The 24,785-nt window shown below is 29.5% G+C and carries 28 protein-coding genes; all 28 read left to right on the top strand.

Annotation, left to right across the window (positions count from 1 at the left end; all coding sequences use genetic code 11):
* The first annotated feature begins 55 nt into the window (after positions 1-55).
* Positions 56-574, top strand: coding sequence for a YceD family protein (locus ABWP20_RS03805; protein WP_353093901.1), 519 nt, complete (start codon positions 56-58; stop codon positions 572-574).
* 13 nt (positions 575-587) lie between these two features.
* Positions 588-767, top strand: a complete 180-nt coding sequence (rpmF, locus tag ABWP20_RS03800; RefSeq protein ID WP_072972552.1) for a 50S ribosomal protein L32 — start codon at positions 588-590, stop codon at positions 765-767.
* A 114-nt stretch (positions 768-881) separates the two neighbouring features.
* Entirely contained in the window at positions 882-1,880 is a 999-nt protein-coding gene (plsX, locus tag ABWP20_RS03795) for a phosphate acyltransferase PlsX (protein ID WP_353093899.1), read from the top strand.
* A 20-nt stretch (positions 1,881-1,900) separates the two neighbouring features.
* Positions 1,901-2,134 (top strand): acyl carrier protein, encoded by a 234-nt coding sequence (gene acpP / locus ABWP20_RS03790; RefSeq protein ID WP_353093897.1) that lies wholly within the window; start codon positions 1,901-1,903, stop codon positions 2,132-2,134.
* A 42-nt stretch (positions 2,135-2,176) separates the two neighbouring features.
* The gene (gene rnc / locus ABWP20_RS03785) at positions 2,177-2,902 is read left to right on the top strand and encodes a ribonuclease III (RefSeq protein ID WP_353093895.1); all 726 of its coding nucleotides are present in this window, start codon (positions 2,177-2,179) and stop codon (positions 2,900-2,902) included.
* Positions 2,895-3,980, top strand: a complete 1,086-nt coding sequence (locus tag ABWP20_RS03780; protein ID WP_353093893.1) for an elongator complex protein 3 — start codon at positions 2,895-2,897, stop codon at positions 3,978-3,980. Before rnc ends, ABWP20_RS03780 begins: the two co-directional genes overlap by 8 nt.
* A 66-nt stretch (positions 3,981-4,046) precedes the next feature.
* Positions 4,047-7,619, top strand: coding sequence for a chromosome segregation protein SMC (gene smc / locus ABWP20_RS03775; protein ID WP_353093891.1), 3,573 nt, complete (start codon positions 4,047-4,049; stop codon positions 7,617-7,619).
* A gap of 10 nt (positions 7,620-7,629) precedes the next feature.
* Positions 7,630-8,991, top strand: coding sequence for a signal recognition particle-docking protein FtsY (ftsY, locus tag ABWP20_RS03770; protein ID WP_353093889.1), 1,362 nt, complete (start codon positions 7,630-7,632; stop codon positions 8,989-8,991).
* 83 nt (positions 8,992-9,074) lie between these two features.
* Positions 9,075-9,458 (top strand): YlxM family DNA-binding protein, encoded by a 384-nt coding sequence (gene ylxM / locus ABWP20_RS03765; RefSeq protein ID WP_353093888.1) that lies wholly within the window; start codon positions 9,075-9,077, stop codon positions 9,456-9,458.
* The gene (ffh, locus tag ABWP20_RS03760) at positions 9,458-10,798 is read left to right on the top strand and encodes a signal recognition particle protein (RefSeq protein WP_353094094.1); all 1,341 of its coding nucleotides are present in this window, start codon (positions 9,458-9,460) and stop codon (positions 10,796-10,798) included. Before ylxM ends, ffh begins: the two co-directional genes overlap by 1 nt.
* Positions 10,799-10,829: 31 nt before the next feature.
* Entirely contained in the window at positions 10,830-11,087 is a 258-nt protein-coding gene (gene rpsP, locus ABWP20_RS03755; RefSeq protein WP_353093886.1) for a 30S ribosomal protein S16, read from the top strand.
* Between the two features lie 30 nt (positions 11,088-11,117).
* Positions 11,118-11,348 (top strand): KH domain-containing protein, encoded by a 231-nt coding sequence (locus ABWP20_RS03750; RefSeq protein ID WP_353093884.1) that lies wholly within the window; start codon positions 11,118-11,120, stop codon positions 11,346-11,348.
* 47 nt (positions 11,349-11,395) lie between these two features.
* The gene (gene rimM / locus ABWP20_RS03745; RefSeq protein WP_353093882.1) at positions 11,396-11,899 is read left to right on the top strand and encodes a ribosome maturation factor RimM; all 504 of its coding nucleotides are present in this window, start codon (positions 11,396-11,398) and stop codon (positions 11,897-11,899) included.
* Positions 11,896-12,621 carry a tRNA (guanosine(37)-N1)-methyltransferase TrmD gene (gene trmD, locus ABWP20_RS03740; protein ID WP_353093880.1) on the top strand — a complete coding sequence of 242 codons (726 nt, stop codon included), beginning with the start codon at positions 11,896-11,898 and terminating at the stop codon, positions 12,619-12,621. Before rimM ends, trmD begins: the two co-directional genes overlap by 4 nt.
* Positions 12,622-12,735: 114 nt before the next feature.
* Positions 12,736-13,083, top strand: coding sequence for a 50S ribosomal protein L19 (gene rplS / locus ABWP20_RS03735; RefSeq protein ID WP_353093878.1), 348 nt, complete (start codon positions 12,736-12,738; stop codon positions 13,081-13,083).
* A gap of 46 nt (positions 13,084-13,129) precedes the next feature.
* Entirely contained in the window at positions 13,130-13,978 is an 849-nt protein-coding gene (gene ylqF / locus ABWP20_RS03730) for a ribosome biogenesis GTPase YlqF (RefSeq protein WP_353093876.1), read from the top strand.
* Positions 13,979-13,989: 11 nt separating this feature from the next.
* Positions 13,990-14,598 (top strand): ribonuclease HII, encoded by a 609-nt coding sequence (rnhB, locus tag ABWP20_RS03725; protein WP_353093874.1) that lies wholly within the window; start codon positions 13,990-13,992, stop codon positions 14,596-14,598.
* A 16-nt stretch (positions 14,599-14,614) separates the two neighbouring features.
* Positions 14,615-16,066, top strand: a complete 1,452-nt coding sequence (locus ABWP20_RS03720) for a hypothetical protein (protein WP_353093872.1) — start codon at positions 14,615-14,617, stop codon at positions 16,064-16,066.
* Positions 16,067-16,070: 4 nt separating this feature from the next.
* Positions 16,071-16,370, top strand: coding sequence for an EscU/YscU/HrcU family type III secretion system export apparatus switch protein (locus ABWP20_RS03715; RefSeq protein WP_353093870.1), 300 nt, complete (start codon positions 16,071-16,073; stop codon positions 16,368-16,370).
* On the top strand, positions 16,360-16,713 hold the full coding sequence (locus tag ABWP20_RS03710) for a YraN family protein (RefSeq protein WP_353093868.1): 354 nt from the start codon (positions 16,360-16,362) through the stop codon (positions 16,711-16,713). The genes ABWP20_RS03715 and ABWP20_RS03710 overlap by 11 nt, the downstream gene beginning before the upstream one ends.
* 103 nt (positions 16,714-16,816) lie before the next feature.
* Entirely contained in the window at positions 16,817-18,346 is a 1,530-nt protein-coding gene (locus tag ABWP20_RS03705) for a YifB family Mg chelatase-like AAA ATPase (protein ID WP_353093866.1), read from the top strand.
* Positions 18,347-18,352: 6 nt separating this feature from the next.
* The gene (dprA, locus tag ABWP20_RS03700; RefSeq protein WP_353093864.1) at positions 18,353-19,447 is read left to right on the top strand and encodes a DNA-processing protein DprA; all 1,095 of its coding nucleotides are present in this window, start codon (positions 18,353-18,355) and stop codon (positions 19,445-19,447) included.
* A gap of 24 nt (positions 19,448-19,471) precedes the next feature.
* Entirely contained in the window at positions 19,472-21,556 is a 2,085-nt protein-coding gene (gene topA, locus ABWP20_RS03695) for a type I DNA topoisomerase (RefSeq protein ID WP_353093863.1), read from the top strand.
* Between the two features lie 128 nt (positions 21,557-21,684).
* Positions 21,685-22,464, top strand: a complete 780-nt coding sequence (gene codY / locus ABWP20_RS03690) for a GTP-sensing pleiotropic transcriptional regulator CodY (RefSeq protein WP_353093861.1) — start codon at positions 21,685-21,687, stop codon at positions 22,462-22,464.
* A gap of 233 nt (positions 22,465-22,697) precedes the next feature.
* Complete coding sequence (flgB, locus tag ABWP20_RS03685) at positions 22,698-23,099, top strand: flagellar basal body rod protein FlgB (protein ID WP_353093859.1); 402 nt, start codon at positions 22,698-22,700, stop codon at positions 23,097-23,099.
* Positions 23,100-23,101: 2 nt separating this feature from the next.
* Positions 23,102-23,539 carry a flagellar basal body rod protein FlgC gene (flgC, locus tag ABWP20_RS03680; RefSeq protein WP_353093858.1) on the top strand — a complete coding sequence of 146 codons (438 nt, stop codon included), beginning with the start codon at positions 23,102-23,104 and terminating at the stop codon, positions 23,537-23,539.
* A gap of 5 nt (positions 23,540-23,544) precedes the next feature.
* Complete coding sequence (gene fliE / locus ABWP20_RS03675) at positions 23,545-23,838, top strand: flagellar hook-basal body complex protein FliE (RefSeq protein ID WP_353093856.1); 294 nt, start codon at positions 23,545-23,547, stop codon at positions 23,836-23,838.
* 25 nt (positions 23,839-23,863) lie between these two features.
* On the top strand, positions 23,864-24,785 hold a 922-nt coding region (gene fliF / locus ABWP20_RS03670; RefSeq protein WP_353093854.1), incomplete at its 3' end, for a flagellar basal-body MS-ring/collar protein FliF.

The following is a 24,785-nucleotide window of genomic DNA, read 5'->3' as shown; positions in this document are numbered from 1 at the left end:
ACAAATTGATGCCTCCTTTATATAATTATCTTTGTTAGTCTAAGAGGTGAAAGATATGATAATTGACTTATCGAGTTTTCTTGATGGAAGCAAAGAATCTCTACATTTTGAAGGAGAACTAGAAATAGATAGTTTTGATTTAGGTGGAAGAGATATTGCAATAGTTGAACCTATAAGTTATGAAGGTGACATATTTAAAGTAGATGGAGAGAAGGCAATAAATATTAAAATATTTTATACTTATGTAGAAAATTGCCATAGATGCTTGAAACCTACTACTAATAAAATAAAAACTATTTTATCTGGAAAACTTGTAAAAGGGAAGGAAGAACATAATGATGAGGAACAAGACTACGAGGAATTGTTTTTCTATGAAAATGATGCTTTAGATATTAAGGAACATATTTTAAGCCAAGTAATTATTTCCTTACCTATGAAATCCTTATGCAGTTCTGACTGTAAAGGATTGTGTCTTACATGTGGAGCAGATTTAAATAATACAAAATGCAATTGTATTCAAGAAAATATTGATCCAAGATTTGAAAAATTAAAGAATTTTTTTCCTAAGAATTAAGGAGGTGTTTTAAATGGCTGTACCAAAGCGAAAAACTTCTAAAGCTAGAAGAGATAAAAGAAGAGCTTCTTCTTACAGACTAAACAAAGCTACAGTTGTTGAGTGTCCACAATGTCATGAGCCAAAACAACCACATAGAGTTTGTAGATCATGTGGATATTACAAAAATAGGGAAGTTATTGCAGTAGAATAATAAAAAAGATAGTGATATTCACTATCTTTTTTTAAATTTAATATTGCATTTTTTTTTAGTCTAATATATATTAAATATCAGTAGTCTTAAAATACACGGCATTGGAGGGTAATTATGAAAATTATTGTTGATGCTATGGGTGGAGACAAGGGACCTGTTGAGATGATTAAAGGAACTATTGATGCCGTTAATGAATATGGCGTTAATGTTATATTGGTGGGAAAAGAGGACATAATAGAAAATGAATTAAAAAAGTATGATTATTCAAAAGATAAGGTTGAAATCTTAGGTGCTAATGATATAATAACCAATGAAGATGATCCAGCTATGGCAATTAGAAGAAAAAAAGATTCATCTATGGTAGTAGGATGTAAAGCATTGGCAGATGGAATAGGCGATGGCTTTATATCAGCTGGAAGCACAGGAGCATTATTAGCATCTGGAATTTTTATTGTCAAAAGGATAGAGGGTATAGATAGGGCTGCAATATCTGTCATATATCCTACCCTAAATGGATTTTCATTACTTTTAGACGCAGGTGCTAATGTAGATTGCAGGCCTGAGTACTTATATCAATTTGCTTTAATGGGTTCAGTTTATATGGAAAAGGTTATGGGAGTACAGTCTCCGACCGTAGGACTTATAAATATAGGTGTAGAAGAAGGAAAAGGAAATTTATTATCTAAAGATACTCATGAGCTTCTTAAAAAATCAAAGTTGAACTTTAAAGGTAATATAGAAGCTAGAGACTTGCCAAGTGGTACAGTAGATATTATTGTATCTGACGGATTCGTAGGTAATGTAATTTTGAAATTAACCGAAGGGATGGCAATCTCCATCTTTTCAACTTTAAAGGAAGAATTTATAAAAAATTCAAGAACAAAAATAGGAGCATCATTACTAAAACCTGAGTTGAAAAATATAAAGGCTAAAATGGATTATAGAGAACAAGGCGGTGCACCTTTATTAGGTACAAGAAAGCCTATGGTAAAGGCACATGGCAGTTCTGACGCTTTTGCTATGAAGAATGGAATAAATCAATTAAGAAAATTTATAGAAAAAGATGTAATAAAAATAATTGAAGGAAATATGCATGTACTAGATAATAAATAATAATTTTGGAGGAGATAACAATGATTTATAAAAAAATAAAAAACATAATTGCAACACAATTTAATGTTGATGAGGATGAAATTACAAAGGAGACTTCTTTTAAAGATACATTAAATGCAGATTCATTAGATTTAGTAGAATTAATAATGGCATTAGAAGATGAATTTGGCCTTGAAATGGAAGATGAAGATATGGAAAGTATAAAAACTGTTGGAGATGCTGTTGAATATATTACAAATGCATTAGAAGAATAATAATTAGGGCGTATTGCCCTAATTATTATTGATGGAGGTATTATGGTGAAAGACAATATTAAGGAGATCAAATGGTTAGAGCCCTTGGAAGAAAACTTAAATTATAAATTTGAAAACATAAAATTATTAAAAACTGCATTAACTCATAGTTCCTATGCAAATGAGAATAAAATGAAAATTACTGATAATAATGAAAGACTTGAATTTTTAGGTGATGCTATTTTAAGTTTAATAGTAAGTCAATATCTATATAAAAAGTATCCATACTATCCAGAAGGAGAATTGACAAAAATTAGAGCGAAAGTGGTTTGTGAATCTTCTTTGGCATTTGCTGCAAGAAAGATCAATTTAGGAGAATATCTCTTGTTAGGAAAAGGTGAGGAAGCTACTGGGGGAAGAGATAGAGATTCAATTTTATGTGATGCTATTGAAGCTTTAGTGGGTGCTATTTATATGGATAGTGACTTTCAGGTTGTAAATAAACTATTGCTTCAAAATTTTGAAGCCGATATAGTATATGCTGTAGCAAAAGGGGCCTTGTTTATAGACTATAAAACTGAGTTACAAGAAAGTTTGCAGAAAATAACTAGGGCAAAAATAGAGTATAAGGTCATAAAGGAAGAAGGACCAGATCATAATAAAATATTTTATATGGATGTAATGGTTGATGATAAAATTGTTGGGACAGGTACTGGACGTAATAAAAAAGAAGCTGAACAAATGGCTGCCAAGGAGGCACTTCTTATAATGGATGAATTTCATGAATAGACATTATATAATTCCAATATTTGTTCCCCATTATGGCTGTCCCCATGATTGTGTTTTTTGTAATCAAAAGAAGATTACTGGATTATCAACTAATGTAAAACCTACAGAAGTAAAAAATATTATAGAAGAACATTTACTTACTTTTAAATCAGGCTCTACTATAGAAGTTGCATTTTATGGCGGAAGTTTTACTGCCATAGATATGGATATTCAAAAAGAACTTTTAGCTATTCCATATGATTATAAAAGGAAAGGGAAAATAGATGGCATTAGGCTATCAACTAGACCTGATTGCATAGATGAAAAGATATTAAAAAACCTAAAGGATTATTTAGTAGATACAATTGAATTAGGAGTACAGTCTTTAGATGATTCTGTATTATATGCAAGTGGAAGAGGACATACTTCTGAAGATGTATATAAAGCATCAGAGCTAATAAAAGACTTTGGATTTAATCTTGGATTGCAGATGATGTTAGGGCTTCCGGGAGATACTTGGGAAAAGGCGGTATATACTTGTAAAGAGTTTATTAAATTGTCACCCTATTGTGTAAGGATATATCCAACATTGGTAATAAAGGATACTTATCTTGAAAAACAATTTTTGGATGGAGAGTATTTGCCCATATCTTTTAAAGAATCTATAGAACTATCTTCCTTACTTCTTATGTTATATAAGATTAACAATATTGACGTTATTAGAATTGGACTACAGCCTACTGAAAACATACAATTAGGCAAAGATGTAGTTGCAGGACCTTTTCATCCAGCCTTTAGACAAGTTGTGGAGTCCAATATATTTAGATTGTTACTTGAATACTATTTTGATAAAAAGAAGATTCAAACTAATAACAAAAAGTTAGTTATAGACTCAAATAGTAAAAATATATCATCTATTTCAGGCCAGAAATCAAGCAATATTAAATATTTTATGGATAAATATGGATTTAATAAGATGAAAATATATACGAAAGAAATAGATATAAATTATATAGGTATTACAATTGATGAATTTTATGATAAAATAAATATGAAATTATTAATGGAATCTTATTTAAAAGACAATTCCATTATTTAGATTAATATTAAAGGTTTCCTAAAAGTTGGAAACCTTTAATCATAAGAAGAGGTGTTTTACTTGCGATTGAAGAAATTGGAAATACAAGGATTTAAATCTTTTGCTGATAAGACTGAAATTGAAATTAAAGATGGTATTATAGCCATTGTAGGTCCAAATGGCAGTGGTAAAAGTAATATTTCTGATGCCATAAGATGGGTTCTAGGGGAACAAAGCGTAAAAAATCTTAGGGGAAGCAAGATGGAAGATATAATCTTTGCTGGAACTAGTAAGAGAAAGGCATTAGGTTATTCTGAAGTCACTATTACATTTGATAATAAAAATGGAGAAATACCTCTTGATTATAGTGAAATAGCAGTTACTAGAAGAATGTTCAGATCAGGAGAATCAGAGTATTATATAAATAAAAATTCATGTAGATTAAAGGATGTCCGAGAGTTATTTATGGATACAGGAGTAGGTAAGGATGGATATTCTATTATTGGACAAGGTCGTATAGAGGAAATATTGAGTAATAGACCAGAGGATAGAAGAAGTATTTTTGAGGAAGCAGCAGGAATAGTAAAATATAAATCAAAGAAAGAAGAAGCTGAAAGAAAATTAGAAAAAACAGAGGGAAATATAATAAGAATTAAGGATCTAATATATGAATTATCAAATCAGTTGGAGACCTTAGAAGTGCAAGCTTATAAAGCAAATTGTTTTACTACACTATATAACAGATTAAAGGAATTAGAAGTTAATATATTTATAAAAGATATAAAAAAGATTAATGGACAAATAGAAGAGATAAATAGAAAAAATTCTATTTTGAAAGAAGAGTTTATTAAAAAAACAGATGAAAGACAGTCTATTGAGAATAAATTTAATTTGCTTAAAAATAATATAGATGATTTAGAATCGAAAATTGAAATATGTAGAAATAAAGATTTGGAAATTTTAAATGAATTAGATAAAAATCAAAATCAACTTGCTATAATCGGAGAAAAGGGTAGATTTTATAATAAGGACTTAGAAAGATTAAAAGGTGAGAAAAACAATTTAAATAGCAGATTAAAAGATATTGAAACAGCCAATATTAATTTGTCAAAAGAAAAAGAGATATTGCAGGAGGAATATAATAAATTATTTGAGGAATATAATGAAAAAACATTGGAAGTGGGAAAAGGGCTTGAAATATTAGAAGAAAACGAAAGAAACATAGAGCTTGAGAAAAATAATATAATTAAAATCTATAATAACTCATCAGATAAACGTTCAGAGTTAAATAGTATTATTTCTTTTAATGAAAATATTGAAAAGAGAATATCTCAATTAAATAAAGAAATTAGTAATATGGATACCGAGAAAAAGCTAAATATAGATAAACATGATGAATTGGTTAATATAGAAAATAAATTAAAAGAAAAATTATTGGATTTAAAAGATAAGTTAGAGAAGGCAAGAAAAATGGAATCAAATAATATTGATGCCCTTGATATAGTTAATAAAAAGATTAATGTTAATAATGTGGAAATTCAATCTAAGAATTCTAGTTTAAGATTACTTAGAAACATGGAAGAAGATTATGAAGGATATTACAAAGGTGTTAGATCTTTGTTAAAGGCAGCTAAACGTGAATCAAGACTTCAAGAAGGGCTTATGGGAGTAGTAGCAGAGCTTATAAATGTAGATGAAAAATTTGAAAGGGCAATTGATATTAGTTTAGGATCCAATGCACAAAATATAGTTACAAGAACAGAAGAGGATGCAAAGAATATAATAGAGTATTTAAAACGAAATAAACTTGGAAGAGTAACATTTTTGCCTCTTAATATTATTAAAGGAAATACATTAGACATAAATTCTAAGGATAAAGATAATTTTAAGATTTATGGTTTAGGATTTGAATTAATTACTTTTGATAAAAAGTATGAAGGTATTTTTAAATTTTTACTTGGAAGAACTATAGTAATTGAAAATATTGACTACGGTATTAAGTTTGCAAGTAAATATAATCACTCATATAGAATAGTTACTTTAGATGGTGAAGTACTAAATCCAGGAGGAGCCATGACTGGAGGAAGCCATAATACAAGTGGTATAAGTATAATTAGTAGAAAAAGCAGAATAGAGAAACTAGTGGAAGATATAAAGGAATTAAACAAAGTACATGAAGAATTAGAAAAAGAAAAAAATATACTTTTAGATGAGCAAAAGGATATTAGAGAAAATATAATTGAATTAGAGAAAATAAATAAAGATACGGAGTATTCAATATTAAATACAAATAATCAGAAAGAAAAATATATGAATGAAGTAGTTAGATTAGAAGAAGTAATAAAAAAATCAAAAAAAGAAATAGATAGTTTAGATATTGAAATAAATAATTATGAAAATAGGAAGAAAGAATTACTTGAAGTATTATCTCAATTAGATAAAGATAGTTTGAACCAGAAAGAAAGAATAAAAGATTTAACAGCTAGATATAATGAAGAAAAATCACTTAGAGAAAACAAAGTGAAATTGGTTACAGATATGAAAATAAATCTTAACCTTCTTGATAGTAAAATAAATAATCTACAGGAAAATCTAGTTAAGAATAAAAGTGAAATTGAAAATATTAATAATTTACTTAATGGAAAGGATGAATCAATACTATCTAATGGAGATAATATTGAGGAAATAGTAAAGACAAAGGCAGTTTTAGATGAGAAAATAAAAGATTTAAATACTATGGAAAAAGATACAAAGAATGAATTAGACAAATTAATATCTGATAAAAATAAATTCATGGAAAACTTTTATTCTGAACAAGAAATGCTAAAGGAAATTAATAAATTAATCATGGATATTGAAAGAGATATGAATTCCAATGATGTTAAATTAGCCAGGATTTCTGTTCAACTTGAGAATTATCATAAAAAATTAGCTGAGGACTATGAATTAACTTATGAAGATGCATTGTCTCATGAAGTAGAAATAAAAAATGTTCAAGAGGCAATAGTTGAAGCTAGAAAGCTAAAGGTAGAGATAAAAGAACTAGGTACAGTCAATTTAAGTTCAATAGAGGAGCATAAGAATCTGAAAGAAAGGTTAGACTTTATTTTAAAGCAGCATGAAGATTTAATCAATGCAAAAGAAAATTTAAGAGAAGTAATTAAAGATATAGAAGATACAATGAAAAATCAATTTCTCTTAAACTTTAAAAACATAAATGATAATTTTCAAGAGATCTTTAAGATTTTATTTGATGGAGGACAAGCAGAGTTAATCATAGAGAATAATGAGGATGTTTTAAATTCTGGAATCGAAATTAGAGTACAGCCGCCAGGAAAAAAACTTCAGAGTCTAACTTTATTATCTGGTGGGGAGAAATCATTAACAGCTGTAGCTTTATTATTTGCGATATTGAAATTGAAACCATCTCCATTCTGTATCCTAGATGAAATAGATGCAGCTCTTGACGAAGCTAATATTAGTAGGTATACTAACTATTTGAAAACCTTTTGTGATGATACTCAGTTTGTTCTTATTACTCATAGGAAAACCACTATGGAAATAGCAGATATTCTATATGGAGTTTCAATGGAAGAAGAAGGAATATCCAAATTAATATCGGTTAAACTAAAAGATAATATTGATGAAATAGCAAGTTAGGGGGAATAAAATGTTTAAATGGTTTAAAAAATTCGGTAAGAAAAATCAAAAAACAAATGAAGAAGAAAAAAATATAGAAAAATATGAAGAAGAGCTGACAGAAGAAGAAATTGAGATTCCAATTACAGATGAAGTTGAAGAGCAAGTAAAAGAACCAACTGCAGATGGTGTTGAAAAGCAAGTAGAAGAACTAATTGTAGATGAAGTCGAAGAACAAATAAAAGAGCAAATAGAAGAGAAAGCAATTGAGTTAAAAAAAGAACAAGAAGAGATTATAGAAGAAACAACGGAACTAATAGAAGAAGACTTAAAAATTGAAGAAGTAGAGAAAGAAATAGTAGAAGTAGTAGAAGAAAAAGTAGTAGACGAATTAATTGTAAATGAAGAAATAGAGGAACAAGAAGAGCCTTTAGTTGAAGAAGTAAAGATGGAAGAAGAAAAACCTAGTAAAAAGAAACCAAATTTCTTTGAAAAGCTTATGAGTGGTTTAACTAAGACTAGGGATGATATTTCTAATAAGATTGATGGAATTTTAAAATCATATAAAAAAATAGATGAAGAGCTTTTTGATGATTTGGAAGAAGTATTAGTTACTGCTGATGTAGGTGTAAATACTACTATGGAATTAATAGATAGACTAAAGGATAGAGTTAAAGAGGAAAAGGTATCTGAACCTGAAGAAGTAAAAGAACTTCTTAAAGATGAGATTAGAAAGCTTATGTTGGAGTCAGTTTCTGATAACGAACTAAAAGTAGAGCCATCTCCATCTTTAATTTTAGTTGTTGGTGTAAATGGAGTTGGTAAAACTACAACCATAGGAAAGCTATCTAATAATTTTAAAAGACAAGGTAAAAAAGTTCTAATAGCCGCAGGTGATACTTTTAGAGCAGCTGCCATTGAACAATTAGAAGAGTGGGGTAATAGGGCAGGAGTTGATGTTATATCCCATAGTGAAGGAGCGGACCCGGCAGCAGTTATTTACGATGGGATTCAAGCGGCTAAAGCAAGAAAAACCGATATTTTGATTTGTGATACAGCTGGTAGACTTCATAATAAATCTAATCTTATGAATGAATTAAATAAAATATTTAGAGTTGTAGAAAGAGAATATGGAGATGCTACAAAAGAGATATTGTTAGTATTAGATGCTACAACTGGACAAAATGCTATTAATCAAGCAAAGGTGTTTAAAGAAGTAGCAAATATAACAGGTGTTGCACTTACTAAACTAGATGGAACAGCAAAAGGCGGAGTTATTATAGCTCTACAAGCCGAATTAAAAATACCAGTAAAATTAGTTGGAGTAGGTGAAGGAATAGAGGATTTACAACCTTTTATTGTTGAAGATTTTGTAGAGGCAATATTTGATTAATAATTGTTGACAAAATGGAATTCTTATACTAAAATAATACTGTCAAGTAAAATACTTGACAGTATTATTTTGTTGGTGATATAATGGTTGAGAAACTTGTAGAAGTAGGAACATTATTTGATTTTTATGGAAAACTACTTAGTGAAAAACAATATTCAGTAGTTGAATTATATTATATTCATGATTTATCTTTGGCAGAGATTGGTGACGAGATTGGTGTTACTAGGCAAGGTGTATTTGATATTTTAAAAAGATCAGAACAGAAATTATATCAATATGAAAAAAAGTTAGGGTTGGTTGAGAAATTTTATAGTAGTCACAAAAGAATTAGAGCCATAATAGATATTTCAGAGAAAATTATAGAAATTGGAAATACAATAGATAATGATGAAATTCAAGAAAAAGCTATGACTATTAATGAGATTAGTAGAAAAATATTAGATAATAGTCGGGAGGTTGTTGATTGATGGTATTTGAATCTTTATCAGAAAAGCTTCAGAATGCTTTAGGAAAATTAAAGGGAAAAGGTAAACTTTCAGAAAAAGATGTAGATTTAGCCATGAGAGAAGTACGATTGGCATTACTAGAAGCTGATGTTAATTTTAAAGTAGTAAAAGATTTTATTAAAAAGGTTAAAGAAAGAGCTATAGGCTCAGAAGTAATGGAAAGTTTAACACCTGGACAACAAGTTATTAAAATAGTAAATGAAGAATTAACTAATTTGATGGGCAAGAGTGAAGCTAAATTAAATTTTTCTTCAACTCCCCCTACAGTAATTCTTATGTGTGGTTTGCAAGGTGCTGGTAAAACAACTACTACTGGGAAATTAGCTTTTAATTTAAAAAAACAAAACAAAAGACCTTTATTAGTTGCCTGTGATGTTTATAGACCTGCCGCTATTAAACAACTTGAAGTAGTTGGAGAAAGAGTAGGAGCACCAGTATTTACTATGGGAGATAAAATAAATCCTGTAGATATAGCAAAGGCAGCATTGGAACACGGTAAGAAACATGGAAATGATATTATTATTATAGATACAGCTGGAAGACTTCATATTGATGAAGAATTAATGGCTGAAATAAAAAATATTCATGATGCTGTAAAACCAAATGAGGTACTTTTAGTACTTGATGCTATGACAGGTCAAGATGCTGTTAATGTTGCAGATTCTTTTAATCAAAGGTTAGGTATTAGTGGAGTTATACTTACTAAGCTTGATGGTGATGCTAGAGGTGGTGCTGCTTTATCCATAAGGGCAGTAACGGATAAGCCTATAAAGTTTGCTGCTATGGGAGAAAAATTTGATCAATTAGAGCCTTTCCATCCAGATAGAATGGCATCAAGAATTCTTGGAATGGGTGATGTACTTAGTCTCATTGAAAAAGCTCAAGCAAATATAGATGCTAAAAAGGCAATGGAATTAGAGCAAAAGATTAGAAATCAGCAGTTTTCTTTTGATGATTTCCTAGATCAATTAGATCAAATGAAGAATTTAGGCCCAATAGACCAATTGCTTGGTATGATACCTGGGATGAATTCCAAAGCTTTAAAGGGCTTAGATGTAAATGAAAAAGATATTAACAGAATTAAAGCTATAATTCAGTCTATGACTAAGAAAGAAAAAGAAAATCCAGATATAATAGATAGCAGTAGAAGAAAAAGAATAGCTCAAGGCAGTGGTACTACAGTCCAAGATGTAAACAAGATATTAAAACAATTTAAAGAAACTAAGAAGATGATGAAAAGGTTTACAGATATGGAAAAGACAATGAAGAAAAAAGGGAAAATTGGATTCCCCTTTTTCTAGATAGATAGTTAATTTTAAGGAGGTGAAAATAGTGGCTGTTAAAATTAGATTGAGAAGAATGGGAGCTAAAAAAAGTCCTTTCTATAGAATAGTTGTTGCTGATTCTCGTAATTCAAGAGATGGAAGATTTATTGAGGAAATTGGCTATTATAATCCATTAACTGAACCAAAAACAGTTAAGGTAGATAATGAAAAAGCAATTAACTGGATAAAAAATGGAGCTAAACCAACTGATACTGTAGATAGATTATTTAGAGAGAATGGTCTATATGAGAAAGAAGGTAAGTAATTCTAGGATGGTATCTAGGAGGTGCTAGAAATGGGAGAATTAGTAGAATTTATTGCAAAGTCTCTTGTGGACAATCCAGATGAAGTTGTAGTGAATGAGATAGAGGGAAGTCAATCTATCATTATTGAACTTAAGGTTCATCCTGAAGATATGGGAAAAGTAATAGGGAAACAAGGCAGAATTGCAAAAGCCATAAGAACCGTAGTTAAAGCAGCAGCTATTAAAGATAATAAAAGAGTTGTTGTGGAGATTATTCAATAAGGGATTAGAGGACCTAATCCCTTTAAATAATAAAGATAGGTGAAAAAATGGACTATACAATAATTGGAAAGATAATCAGTACCCATGGAATTAAAGGCGAAGTAAAAGTTTATCCAATGACTGATAATCTTCATAGATTTGATGATTTAAAAACTGCATATATCGGTGATAAAAAAATCAAAGTAGAATTAGAGAGGGTTAAATATCATAAGAATTTAGCTATATTAAAATTTAAGGAATTCAATGATATAAATGAAATAATACCCTTTAAGGATATTCTTATTTATGTTGATGAAGAGGGGAAAGTTGTTTTACCTGAAAACCATTTTTTTATTTATGATTTATTAAACTCTCAAGTTTTTGATACTAAGTCTAATTTGATTGGTACTATAGTAGATGTTTTACAAGGACCTAGTAACGATATCTATGTAATTAAAGATATTGAAAAGGATAAGGAGTATCTTATTCCTGCTGTGAAACAATTTATTATAGATGTTAATCCTCTTGACAAGAGAATAGTTATTGATCCTATTGAAGGAATGATAGAATGAATATAGACATTCTAACGTTATTCCCAGAGTTTTTTTCTCCTCTGCTTAGTTGGAGTATAATAGGCAGAGCTTGTGATGAAAATAAAGTTACGATAAATAGTATAAATATTAGAGATTTTTCCAAGAATAAACATAAAAAGGTAGATGACTATCCTTTTGGAGGAGGCTCAGGTATGGTTATGAAACCAGAGCCTATAGTGGATGCTATTAATAGTGTAAAGGATAAAAACTCTAGAATAATATATTTATCGCCTCAGGGAAAGAAATTTAATCAAGAACTGGCAAATGAATTGTCTAGAGAAGAACATTTAGTTTTATTATGTGGACATTATGAAGGTATAGATAATAGAATAGTTGAACATTATATAGACGAAGAAATATCAATTGGTGATTTTGTACTAACAGGTGGAGAAATACCCGCAATGATAATTATTGATGCTATAGTAAGACTACTACCAGGTGTTCTTCGTTCAGATGAGTCTTTTATAGATGAGTCTCATTATAATGGACTATTAGAATATCCACAATACACAAGACCGAGAGAGTTTGAGGGATATTCAGTACCTGATATTTTATTATCTGGCAATCATGGGAAGATAGAAACTTGGAGAAAAGAAGAGGCTTTAAAGGCTACTTTGTTGAAAAGACCTGATTTACTTAAAAAGAAAATTCTATCAAATGAAGAAGTAATTATTTTATCAAAAATAAAAAATAGTTTGTAACTATAAATTAGTTGTAATTGAATTATACATATGCTATAATACCTAGCGTATGGAATTACGGATGGTCCTCTGCCAGTAAGGTAAGAACATCTAAGGAGAAGGGAGGTCTATACAATGGATATAATTAAAATGTTAGAAGATGAACAATTAAGAAATGATTTACCAAATTTTAATGTAGGAGATACTGTTCAAGTTCATTATAAGGTTGTTGAAGGAACTCGTGAAAGAATCCAAGTATATGAAGGTACAGTAATTAAAATTCAAGGCGGCGGATCAAGAAAGACTTTTACAGTAAGAAGATTATCTTATGGTGTAGGAGTAGAAAGAACTTTCCCTATACATTCTCCAAGAATTGAGAAATTAGTTGTTACTAGAAAGGGTAAAGTAAGAAGAGCTAAACTTTACTATCTAAGAGATAGACAAGGTAAAGCAGCTAAGGTTAAAGAGAAAAGAATTTACTAATTTATTGGGACTATATAGTCCCAATTTTATTTTAGGTGGTGAAATTATGAACATTAACTGGTATCCGGGACATATGAAAAAAACAAAAGAATCTATACAGAAATCTCTAACAATGGTCGATATTGTCTTTGAATTAATTGATGCTAGAATACCTATTAGTAGTCAAAACCCAGTTATAGATTCAATAGTTGGAGATAAACCTAGGGTAATTATCTTAAACAAATCAGATTTAGCTAGTTCTCATGGGAATAAAATATGGCAGGAATATTTTATGAAACAAAATATTCCCTCAGTTTGTTTGGAAGCCCTAAGTGGAAAAGGTATAGATAAATTATTGGAGATTTCTTATGCTCTTACAGATGAAAAAAGAAAGGCTTATGAGAAGCGTGGTGTAATAAATAGACCTACTAGAGCCATGATTTTAGGAATACCCAATGTGGGAAAATCAACTTTAATTAATTCACTTTCTGGAAGAAAAGGGGCAAAGACTGGAAATAAGCCTGGCGTCACAAAATCCAATCAGTGGATTAAAACTAAGGGTAAATTAGAATTATTAGATACACCAGGTATACTCTGGCCTAAATTTGAAGATCCTCAGGTAGGACTAAATCTTGCCTTTACAGGAGCTATAAAAGATGAAATTTTAGACATAGAGACTCTTGCACTTAAATTAATAGAAAGGCTTGTAAACTATTTTCCCAATCTTTTAAATAATCGTTATAATATTGATGTTAAGGATAAACTATATTTAGATATAATGGAAGAAATTGGGCGAAGAAGAGGATGCATTATTAAAGCTGGAGAAATAGATTATACAAAAGTTAGTAATATTATTCTAGATGAATTTAGGAAGGGTATAATTGGAAAGATAACGCTTGAATTTCCCGACGAATAGGAGTTGTTATTGTGTTAGAAATTGAGAATAGTATTTGGCAATTGGGGTTTAATAATATTGCGTGTATAGATGAAGTTGGGAGAGGATGCTTAGCTGGTGATGTAGTTGCTTGTGCAATAATAATGCCTAAAACTTCAGTAATAGATGGAGTAAAAGATTCGAAAAAACTATCAGAGAAAAAACGTGAAAAGTTATATGATGAAATATTATTCCATTGTATAGCATATGGAATAGGTAGAGTTAATTGTAATATAATAGATAAAATCAATATTAAAGAAGCTACTCGTTTAGCTATGAAGATAGCAGTAGAAAATTTACAAGATAAAGAAGGAAATAAAGTTTTTCCAGATTTTCTTCTTATTGATGCAGAAAAGGTTGATTTAGAAATACCACAAGAATCTATTATAAAGGGGGATGACAGATCTTATGGTATAGCTTGTGCATCAATTATTGCTAAGGTATTTAGAGATAGATTATGTATAGAATGGGATAAAGAATTTGAAGGATATAATTTAAAAAAACATAAAGGATATGGAACCAAAGAACATAGGGAAAATATACAGAAATTAGGTCCATCACCTATACATAGAATAACATTTTTAAAAAATATATTGAAATAGATAAAGGGTGAGTTCGTTGAGAGTTGAAAATCTTTTATTAAATAACTTTATATTAAATAATAGGGAAGAAATATTCGATGAAGGGTATACTTTTAATGGAAAAGTATTAGAGTTGATGGATGATTTAGTATTTATTGAAGTTAAAGGACAAGGAACTATTGAAGCTAAATTGGAAACTAATGTGAAAATGGCTATTGGTGAAGAAGTATCATTTATAGTAAAATCAGTAGATGATAATGAAATTATCTTAAAACCATTAATTAGAAATAAAGTTCAAAATCCTCAATTATCAGATCCTAAGAAAAATGATTCTATTTCTAATTTATTGAAAAGCATTAATATAAAAGAAACTAAACTATCAATGGATCTTGCAGAAAGTTTAATGAAATATAACGCACTAGTAACTGAAGAAAATCTAATGGGTGGAATAAGAATTTTAGAAAAGCTATTTCAATTATCTAATTTAAAAGAGGAAGAAAAGGTTATTTTCATAGAGAATCAACCTCCAACAGAGAAAGATTTAATGCAAAATGAAATAGAAAATATTCCAAAAAAATTTTCTGTAAATATAGATTCAAAAATAAGTAAGGAAGCAATAGTTAAAGAAGATATTTTGGAAAATAATATATCTTTAGATAAAGTAGATATAAAATCTTTATTGGTGGTTCATAAGAATGAGGACAATAATAGTAAAGATATAACTCAATTAGTCAAAGAGTTTCTAGGAAATGAAAATGCTGCTGATATGGAAGAACAAAATATTAAGATAATTAGCTTTCTTTTGAAGAATGATATTAAATCTTCACTTAATAATATAAAAAACCTGCGTGATCTTAATGAAAAGCCTATTGAATTTGTAAATGATTTTAAATTAATAGATAAAATTCTAAATAAAGATAAATCAAATGATATTCATATAGACGAAGGTCACTTAGAAGAAGACGAAATAAAAAGTATATTTTCTAGTAAAGATAATAAACTTGCTGAAATACAAAAAAGTATTCGTGAGTTTGGTAATACTACTGACTTAAAGATGAAAGAAGATATCAGAAATTTAAATAATAAAATAGATTTTTTAAGAGAGATAAACAAAGATTTATCCTTTGTATTTTTTCCAATCAAACACATGGAAAAAGATTTAAATGGAGTATTAACTTTAATAAAAGAAGATAAAAAAAAGAGAAACTATAATGGAAGAACCAATATTTATATAAATGTAGAAACATATAATCTAGGAAATATCAAAGTTTCTTGTCAACTTATATCTGATATATTGCATGTAAAGATGAATATAAGAAATGAAGATTTAGAATTATTTAAATCAACAGAAAAACAATTGATTGAAAAAATCTCGTTAATAGGTTATAGTTTAGACAGGATTGAATTTATATTAGATAATGATATCCAGATAATTGACACCATAGTTTCCAATCCGAATCCGACTTATATTTTAGATTTGAAGGCATAGAACTATGAATAGAGACAAGAATTTAGTTAAAAAAAATACAAATAAAGCAGTGGCTTTATCTTATGATGGCAATGATGCAGCACCTAAAGTCATTGCAAAGGGTAAAGGAGCTATTGCAGATAAAATAGTCGAAAAAGGATTAGAAGAAGATATAAAAGTATATAAAGATGAAGAACTAGTAGAAAATCTTATGGGATTGGAGATTAACGAGGAAATACCTGAAGAGCTATATAATGCAGTTGCAGAAATAATTTTTTATATCTATAATTTAGATAGAGAAAGAGGAAAGGGTTATGGCAACTAATATACAAAAGGGTAGAAAAGGTGAGATGATTGCTAGACAATATCTTATTTCAAAAGGATATAGAATTTTGAAAACAAACTATAGAAATAAGATTGGAGAAATTGATATAATTGCTATGGATAGCAATATATTGGTATTTGTTGAAGTTAAAACAAGGACAAGTACAAATTTTGGATATGCTTATGAGGCAGTCAATAGAAGGAAGCAAGAAAAAATTATTTATTGTTCTCAATTATATATAGGAGAAACTAATTTAAAAGATTATCAGATAAGATATGACATAATAGAAGTATATTTGGCAGCAAATATTAAAATAAACCATATAGAGAATTCTTTTTGTTGACAATAATTAGAAAATTGGAGAACTTTGCTATTACCCAGGTAATATGCTAAAGAGATAAAAAGACAAAAAGATAGGTAAATTATATAGGGAAAAGAGGTCTATTATGTATTCGAAGATTAATACTTGTGTATTACAGGGGCTAAATGGAAATATAATTGAAGTTGAAACAGATTTATCTAGGGGGCTCCCAGTATTTAATATAGTCGGATTAGCTGATACATCTATAAAAGAATCCAAAGAAAGAGTTAGAGCCGCAATTAAAAATAGTGGGTATGAGTTTCCTCTTAGTAGAATTACTGTTAATTTAGCACCAGCCAATTTGAAAAAAGAAGGGTCACAAATAGATTTAGCAATTGCCATAGGAATTTTAAAGTCTTCTGGTCTTTTGCTAGAAAAAGATATCAGTGATACAATTTTTATTGGAGAACTTTCACTGGAGGGGAAAATAAATCCAATCCAAGGAGCATTGCCAATGATTCTTTCCATGAGAGAATTAAATGTTTCAAGATGTATAGTTCCTGATGGAAATAAAGATGAATGTAATGTTATGCAGGATATGGAAATAATACCCGTGAAAAGCTTAAAAGATGTAGTTGATTTTTTAAATGATGAAATATATATAGAGCCTTATATAAAGGAGATAAATTTATTTGATAATAGTGAGAATGAACAAGTTTTAGATTTTGCAGATATAAAAGGGCAAGCTAGTTTAAAAAGAGCTTTAGAAGTTGCCGCAGCTGGTTCACACAACTTACTTATTATAGGTCCACCTGGAGCTGGAAAAACCATGGCTGCAAGGAGATTACCTACAATACTACCAAATCTATCTTTTGAAGAAGCTATAGAGGTTACTAAGATTTATAGTATCTCTGGACTACTATCATCTAATTCTTTAATCAAAGAAAGGCCATTTAGGGCTCCTCATCACACAGCATCAGCTACCTCTTTAATTGGTGGAGGTAGAATCCCAAAACCAGGAGAAATTTCATTAGCTAATAATGGTGTCTTATTCTTAGATGAACTACCAGAATTTCCAAAGAGTGTATTAGAAGTGCTGAGACAACCTTTGGAAGATGGGACTATAACCATCTCAAGGGCAAATGCTAGTTTATCTTATCCAGCTAAGTTCATGTTAATTGCCAGCATGAATCCTTGTCCATGCGGATATTATGGTGACCCATTACATGAATGTACTTGTACTCAAGGCAATATTGATAGATATTTAGGTAAAATTAGTAATCCTCTATTGGATAGAATAGATATTCATATTGAAGTATTGCCTGTAAAATATGATGATTTAAAGGGAGACAAAGAGGAAGAATCATCCTCTACTATTAGGGAAAGAGTAAAGAAAGCAAGAGATATTCAACTAAATCGTTATAAAGATCATAAGATATTTACTAATTCACAAATACCAAATAAATATATAAAAAAATATTGTAAGCTTACAAATAGCTCAGAAAAGATTATGAACCAAGCTTTTACGAAATATAAATTTAGTGGTAGGACCCATAATAAATTATTAAAGGTATCGAGAACTATTGCAGATTTAGAAGGAGAAGAAATTATTCAGGATAGACATATTTTAGAAGCCATTAGATATAGGACTTTAGATAGTAAGTATTGGGGGTAGATAAAATTGGATATTACTGAAAGAAATATTCTGATTTGGTTAAATAGTCTAGGAATAGGCAATATTAATATTGGTAAAATTATTGAAAATTTTAATGACTTAAGAGATTTGTGGGAAGCTGATAATAAGAGAATTAATGCTATAAGAAGTTTAAGCAGCACAGTAAAAGAGAAAATTTTATATAATCGCAATGAAGACTATATAAATAAATTATTTACTAAAATAGAAAAAGAAGAAACTTATATTATAACTATATATGATGAAAATTATCCTAATAGGTTAAAATATATTGATGATAATCCAAATGTACTTTATGCGAAAGGAAACCTAGTAGATAAAGATAGTATTGGGATAGCCATAGTTGGCTCTAGGAAAGCAACTGCTTATGGAAAATGGGCCTGTGAGAAATTTACTAAGGAACTAGTAAGCTTAGGAGTGACAATTATTAGTGGCTTGGCATCAGGTATAGATGCAATTGCTCATAAAACTGCTATAGATAATGGTGGTGTGACTATAGGGGTTCTAGGTAATGGTATTGATATAGTTTATCCAAAGAGAAATTTATCTTTATATAAGGAAATAGAGAAATATGGTGCTATAATTTCAGAATTTCCTTTAGGGACTCCTCCTTTAGCTTTTAATTTTCCACAGCGGAACAGAATAATATCAGGATTATCTATGGGAGTTATAGTAATTGAAGCTCAGGAAAAATCTGGGTCATTAATTACTGCTCATCATGCTTTAGAACAAGGTAAAGATGTTTTTGCTTTACCGGGTAATATTAATAGTATCTTTAGCTCTGGAACAAATAAACTAATTAAAGATGGCGCGAAGCCTCTTTTAGAAATTGATGATATAATTGAAGAGATCTATGAATTGAAAGAAAAGTTAGTATTTAAAAAAGAAAATAATATAGATTATTCAAATTATAGTGAAACAGAGATTAAAGTAATTAAACTTTTAGAACAAGAACCTTTACATTCTGATATCATTGCATATAGGACTGGCATAGATATAGTTACTTTAAATAGTATATTAACCATCTTAGAGTTAAAAGGTTCAGTTAAAGAATTATCTGGTAGAGTATTTACCATTTGTTAGATTTATTTAGTGGAGGTGTAAATATTGCAAAAGAATTTGGTAATAGTTGAGTCCCCAGCTAAAGCAAAAACTATTGAAAGATTTTTAGGAAGAAATTATAAGGTTGTAGCTTCTATAGGGCATATAAGAGACTTACCAAAGAGTAGCTTAGGGATTGATATTGATAAACAATTTGAGCCTAAATATATAACTATAAGGGGAAAAGGACCTGTTATTAAAGATTTGAAAGATGAGGCAAAGAAATCTAAAAAGATATTTCTTGCTACTGACCCTGATAGGGAAGGTGAAGCAATCTCTTGGCATTTGGCTCATATTTTAGGAATAAATGAAAATGAAAAAGTAAGGGTAGAATTTAATGAAATAACTAAAGATTCTATAACAAGTGCCATTAAAAAACCAAGAACCATAGACTTGAATTTAGTTGATGCACAACAAGCTAGAAGAATATTAGATAGACTTGTTGGTTATAAAATTAGTCCTTTGCTATGGAGAAAAATAAGGAAAGGTTTAAGTGCTGGTAGAGTACAGTCTGTTGTTGTAAAACTAATTTGTGATAGAGAAAATGAAATTCAAAAATTTATACCAGAAGAATATTGGAGTATAAAAGCAAAACTAGAAAAAGATAAAGAAAAGTTTGAAGCTAGTTTTTATGGGGAAAATATAGATGGTAAAGAAACAAAAATTGAATTAAAGACAAAATCAGATGTAGATAATATATTGCAAAAGATTGATAAAAATAAATTTGTTGTAAGCAATGTGAAAAAAGGGACAAAGAAAAGAAATCCATACCCCCCATATACTACAAGTACATTACAGCAGGATGCTTCAAAAAAATTAGGTTTTACAACCAAAAAAACCATGATTATAGCTCAACAATTATATGAGGGTATTGATATTAAAGGAGAGGGCTCAGTAGGATTGATTACCTATATGAGAACTGATTCTACAAGGATTTCAAAGGAAGCTATTGAAGTAGCTAATTCATTTATTAAAGAAAATTATGGTGAAAAGTATACAGATGGCGGAAGAGATTATACCAATAAATCTAAAAAAGATTCACAAGATGCCCATGAAGGCATCAGGCCTACTAGCGTTATTAAAACACCAAATTTAATTAAAGAGTCCTTAACTCAAGACCAATTTAAGTTATATAAGATGATTTGGGAAAGATTCATAGGCTCACAAATGACGCCAGCTATTTACAATACAATTTCTGTAACAATAGATAGTAATAATGTTTTATTTAAAGCTAGTGGTTCTAAATTAATATTTGATGGCTTCTTAAAAATATATACTACTAGTGATGAAGAAGAAAAAGATATGAGAGTTCCCTTATTAGATATAGACGATAAATTAACTGTAAAAGACATTATTCCAAATCAGCATTTTACCCAGCCTCCTCCAAGGTATACAGAAGCATCTTTAATAAAAACATTAGAGGAATTGGGAATTGGGAGACCGAGCACTTTTGCACCTACAATTTCAACAATATTGGCAAGAGATTATGTTACTCTTGATAAAAAATCATTTAATCCTACAGAATTAGGGATTTTAGTTAATGATTTATTGATAGAATATTTTAAGGATATTGTAAACGAAGAATTTACAGCTGAATTGGAAGAAAGTCTTGATGAAATTGCTGAAGGAGAACTTCCTTGGGTTAAGGTTGTTGATAGGTTTTATAAGGATTTTGAGTCCTTTCTAAAAAAAGCTGAAGAAGAAATTAAAGAAATTGAAATAAAAGATGAAGTCTCTGATGAAATATGTGAAAAATGTGGAAGAAATATGGTAATTAAACATGGGCGGTTTGGAAAATTCTTGGCATGTCCAGGATATCCAGAGTGTAAGAATACTAAGGCTATTGTAGATGAGCTTAATATTAAATGCCCTAAATGTAGTGGTAATATTGTAAAGAGGAGATCAAAAAAAGGAAGAGTCTTTTATGGTTGTAGTAATTATCCTAATTGTGATTTTGTCTCATGGGATGAACCAGTTGAAGAAAAATGTCCTCGATGTAATGGTGTAATGGTAATAAAGAGAACTAAGAAAGAAAATACAACTAAATGTATAAATAAAGACTGTGGATATATGGATGTCAAAAAAGTATAAATAATTAAAATTTTCTGTACAATTTTATTTTTTTATAGTAAAATTATATATGTAACTAAATTTTTGGAAACGATTGATTTAGAATCTAAATAATAAATTGAGTTTATTTAAACAAGGAGGAAATACTTATGGAAAGTTTATTGCAAAGAACTAGAAAGCTAAATAAAACGTTACAGGGATATGGATCAAAACCTGTTTCTTTTTCAGATTTAAGTGAAATACTCAGTGCTATACTTGATGCAAATGTATATATAGCTAGTACTAGTGGAAAGGTATTAGGATATGAATTATCTACTGGATTTGATTGTGACATAATTCAAGCAGAAATAGTCAAGGAAAAGAGATTTCCAAAGAAATATAACGAAGAATTATTAAGATACGATGAAACCAATGAGAATCTAAGAGAAATTACAGACTGCGTTTTTGATCAAGTGTCAGATTGCCCTTATCCAGATAAGATTGCAACTATTATCCCGATAAATAGCGGTGGAAGAAGATTGGGAACTTTGGTATTAGCTCGTTTTGGAAAAGAATTTACTGAAGATGACCTTGTATTAGCAGAATATAGTGCAACTATAGTAGGAATGGAGATACTTAGAGCCAAGTCAGAAGAAATAGAGGAAGAGGCAAGAAAAAAATCAATTGTTCAAATGGCTATAGGGACCCTCTCTTATTCAGAATTAGAGGCGATGGAGCATATTTTTAGTGAATTAGATGGTAATGAAGGATTACTAGTTGCAAGTAAAATTGCTGATAGAGTTGGTATAACTAGGTCTGTTATTGTAAATGCTTTGAGAAAGTTTGAAAGTGCTGGAGTTATAGAATCTAGATCTTTGGGGATGAAAGGTACCCATATTAGAATTTTAAATGACAAATTAACAGAAGAACTTTTAAAGCCAAAAGAATAGTATTTTTACTATTCTTTTTTTATAAAGTTTTAATTATCTAAAGTTTTAATTCCATAGGACTTTAGGGTGAATTCAGCAATACAGTGAATTTTTGCTTGCATTAAGCTGTTAAAATATGTAATATTAAATAGTAGAGTTTTATCAATACATTAGATATTTTAACAGTTTATGTAGAACTATGTAGATTGTATTAATTTAAAATTATTATATTTAAGATTGCGGGGAGTGATTTAATGGTAAATAGTATTTATAATAATATCAATTTTTATAAAAAGGCTTTAGATGGAACTTGGGAACGACATAAGGCAATAAGCAATAATATTGCAAATCAGAACACTCCTAATTATAAGAGGAAGGTTGTTACATTTGAGGATCAATTAAAACAATCAATCGAGGATAATAGGATTAATTTAGTTAAGACTCATGAAAATCACATCAGTCATGGGACAAGCGGATTTAGCCCAATAATCATGGAGGATAAGTCTACATCCTATAGAATTGATGGTAATAATGTAAATATTGATACTGAAGAGGCAGATTTTGCTAAGAACACTATTATGTATGATGCTTTAATTAAGCAAGTAATTGGTGAGTTTGATAAAATAAAAAATGTTATAACTGAGGGGAGTAAATAATTATGAGCATTTTTAATTCGATAAATGTATCGGCAACTGCATTAACTGCTGAAAAAACTAGGATTGATATAATTGCTAAAAATATGGCGAATGCAAATACCACTCGCAGTACTGGCGGAATGCCTTATAGGAGACAGATGGCTGTTTTCGAAGAAAATAAACCAAACTTTTCAGATTATTTAAATAGGCATAATAATAAAATTGAGGGAAAAGGTGTTAAGATCAGTAAAATAGTTGAAGATGAATCACCTTTCAGACTTGTATATGAACCAGGACACCCTGATGCTGATGAGAACGGATATGTAAAAATGCCTAATGTAAATACAATGAAAGAGATGGTTGATTTAATTAGTGCACAGCGGTCCTATGATGCTAATATAACAGTTATGAATGCATCAAAGTCAATGCTTATGAAAGCATTAGAAATAGGTAGGAGGTAGAATCTATGAATATAAATAAAATTGATAATTATAAAAACTTTGTAGATTTTGGAAATAAAACAGCTGAAAAGAAGAATGAAAATAACTTTGGAAATTTGTTAACAAATGCATTGGATCAAGTTAATGAAATGCAGTTGGAAACTGAAGAATATAAAAAGTTATTAGCTGTAGGAGAGTTGGATAATCTTCATGATTTAACCATAGCTGCAGAAAAAGCAGATACTGCGCTACAAGTTGTTATGAGTATAAGGGGTAAGGTTGTAGAAGCTTATAGAGAAATTATGAGAATTCAAATTTAGTAATTCATAGGGAAGAGGTGCGAAGGTGCAGGAATCAATACATAAGGTAGGATTACAATTAACTGAATACTGGAAGGAAATGAATAAGAAGAAAAGGATTGGACTGGTGCTTATTAGCTTATTTGTCATTTTTGCTGTAACTGCACTTATTCTTACATTGACACGTACAAAATATGATGTTTTATATGGAAATTTAAGTTTGAAAGATATGGGGCAAATAACAGCTAAATTGGATGAGATGAATATTCCTTGGAAAACTGGAGAAGATCAAAAAAGTATTTTAGTTCCAGAGGAAAACAAAAATCGCATCAAAATAGAATTAGCTACATACGGTCTTCCCAAAGATGGATATACATATATGGATGCTTTTAATGACAGCAGTTGGACAATGACAGATTATGATAAAAAACAAAGAATGAAGTTAGCATTGCAAAGCGAATTGGCATCTACCATATCTGAAATTGATGGCATACGTAGTGCTCAAGTATATATAGACGAGAAGGAAACTACCAACTTTGTATTAAATAATGATGAAGATAGCAAAACAACTGCTTCTGTTTTTATAGAAAAATCTGACGGCAGGCCATTATCATCTGAAAAAATAAAAGCCATAAAACATCTTGTTGCAGGTTCCATTAATATGTCTCCAGAAAATGTTGGACTAGTTGATGAAGAGGGAAAACTTCTAAATGAGGAAAATCAAGAAGATATTTTTGCTATCGATCAATTTGAAGTAAAACATAAATTAGAAAATAAGATAAACGAAAGTATAAAGAAATTTTTAGAGAACATAGTTGGACCTGGTAACGTTGATGTAATGTCAAGTGTTAAGATTAATATGGATATAGAAAATACAACTATTGTAGAATTTGCTCCACCTGTTGAAGGAAATGAAGAAGGGTTAATTCGTTCATTAGAGGAAGTGGAGGAACACATGGTAGGTGGTG

It is taken from the genome of Tissierella praeacuta (genome assembly GCF_040396155.1).
Classification (GTDB): domain Bacteria; phylum Bacillota; class Clostridia; order Tissierellales; family Tissierellaceae; genus Tissierella; species Tissierella praeacuta_A.
The sequence above is the reverse complement of the archived record's forward strand: the minus strand, read 5'-3'. Positions and strand labels throughout refer to the sequence as shown.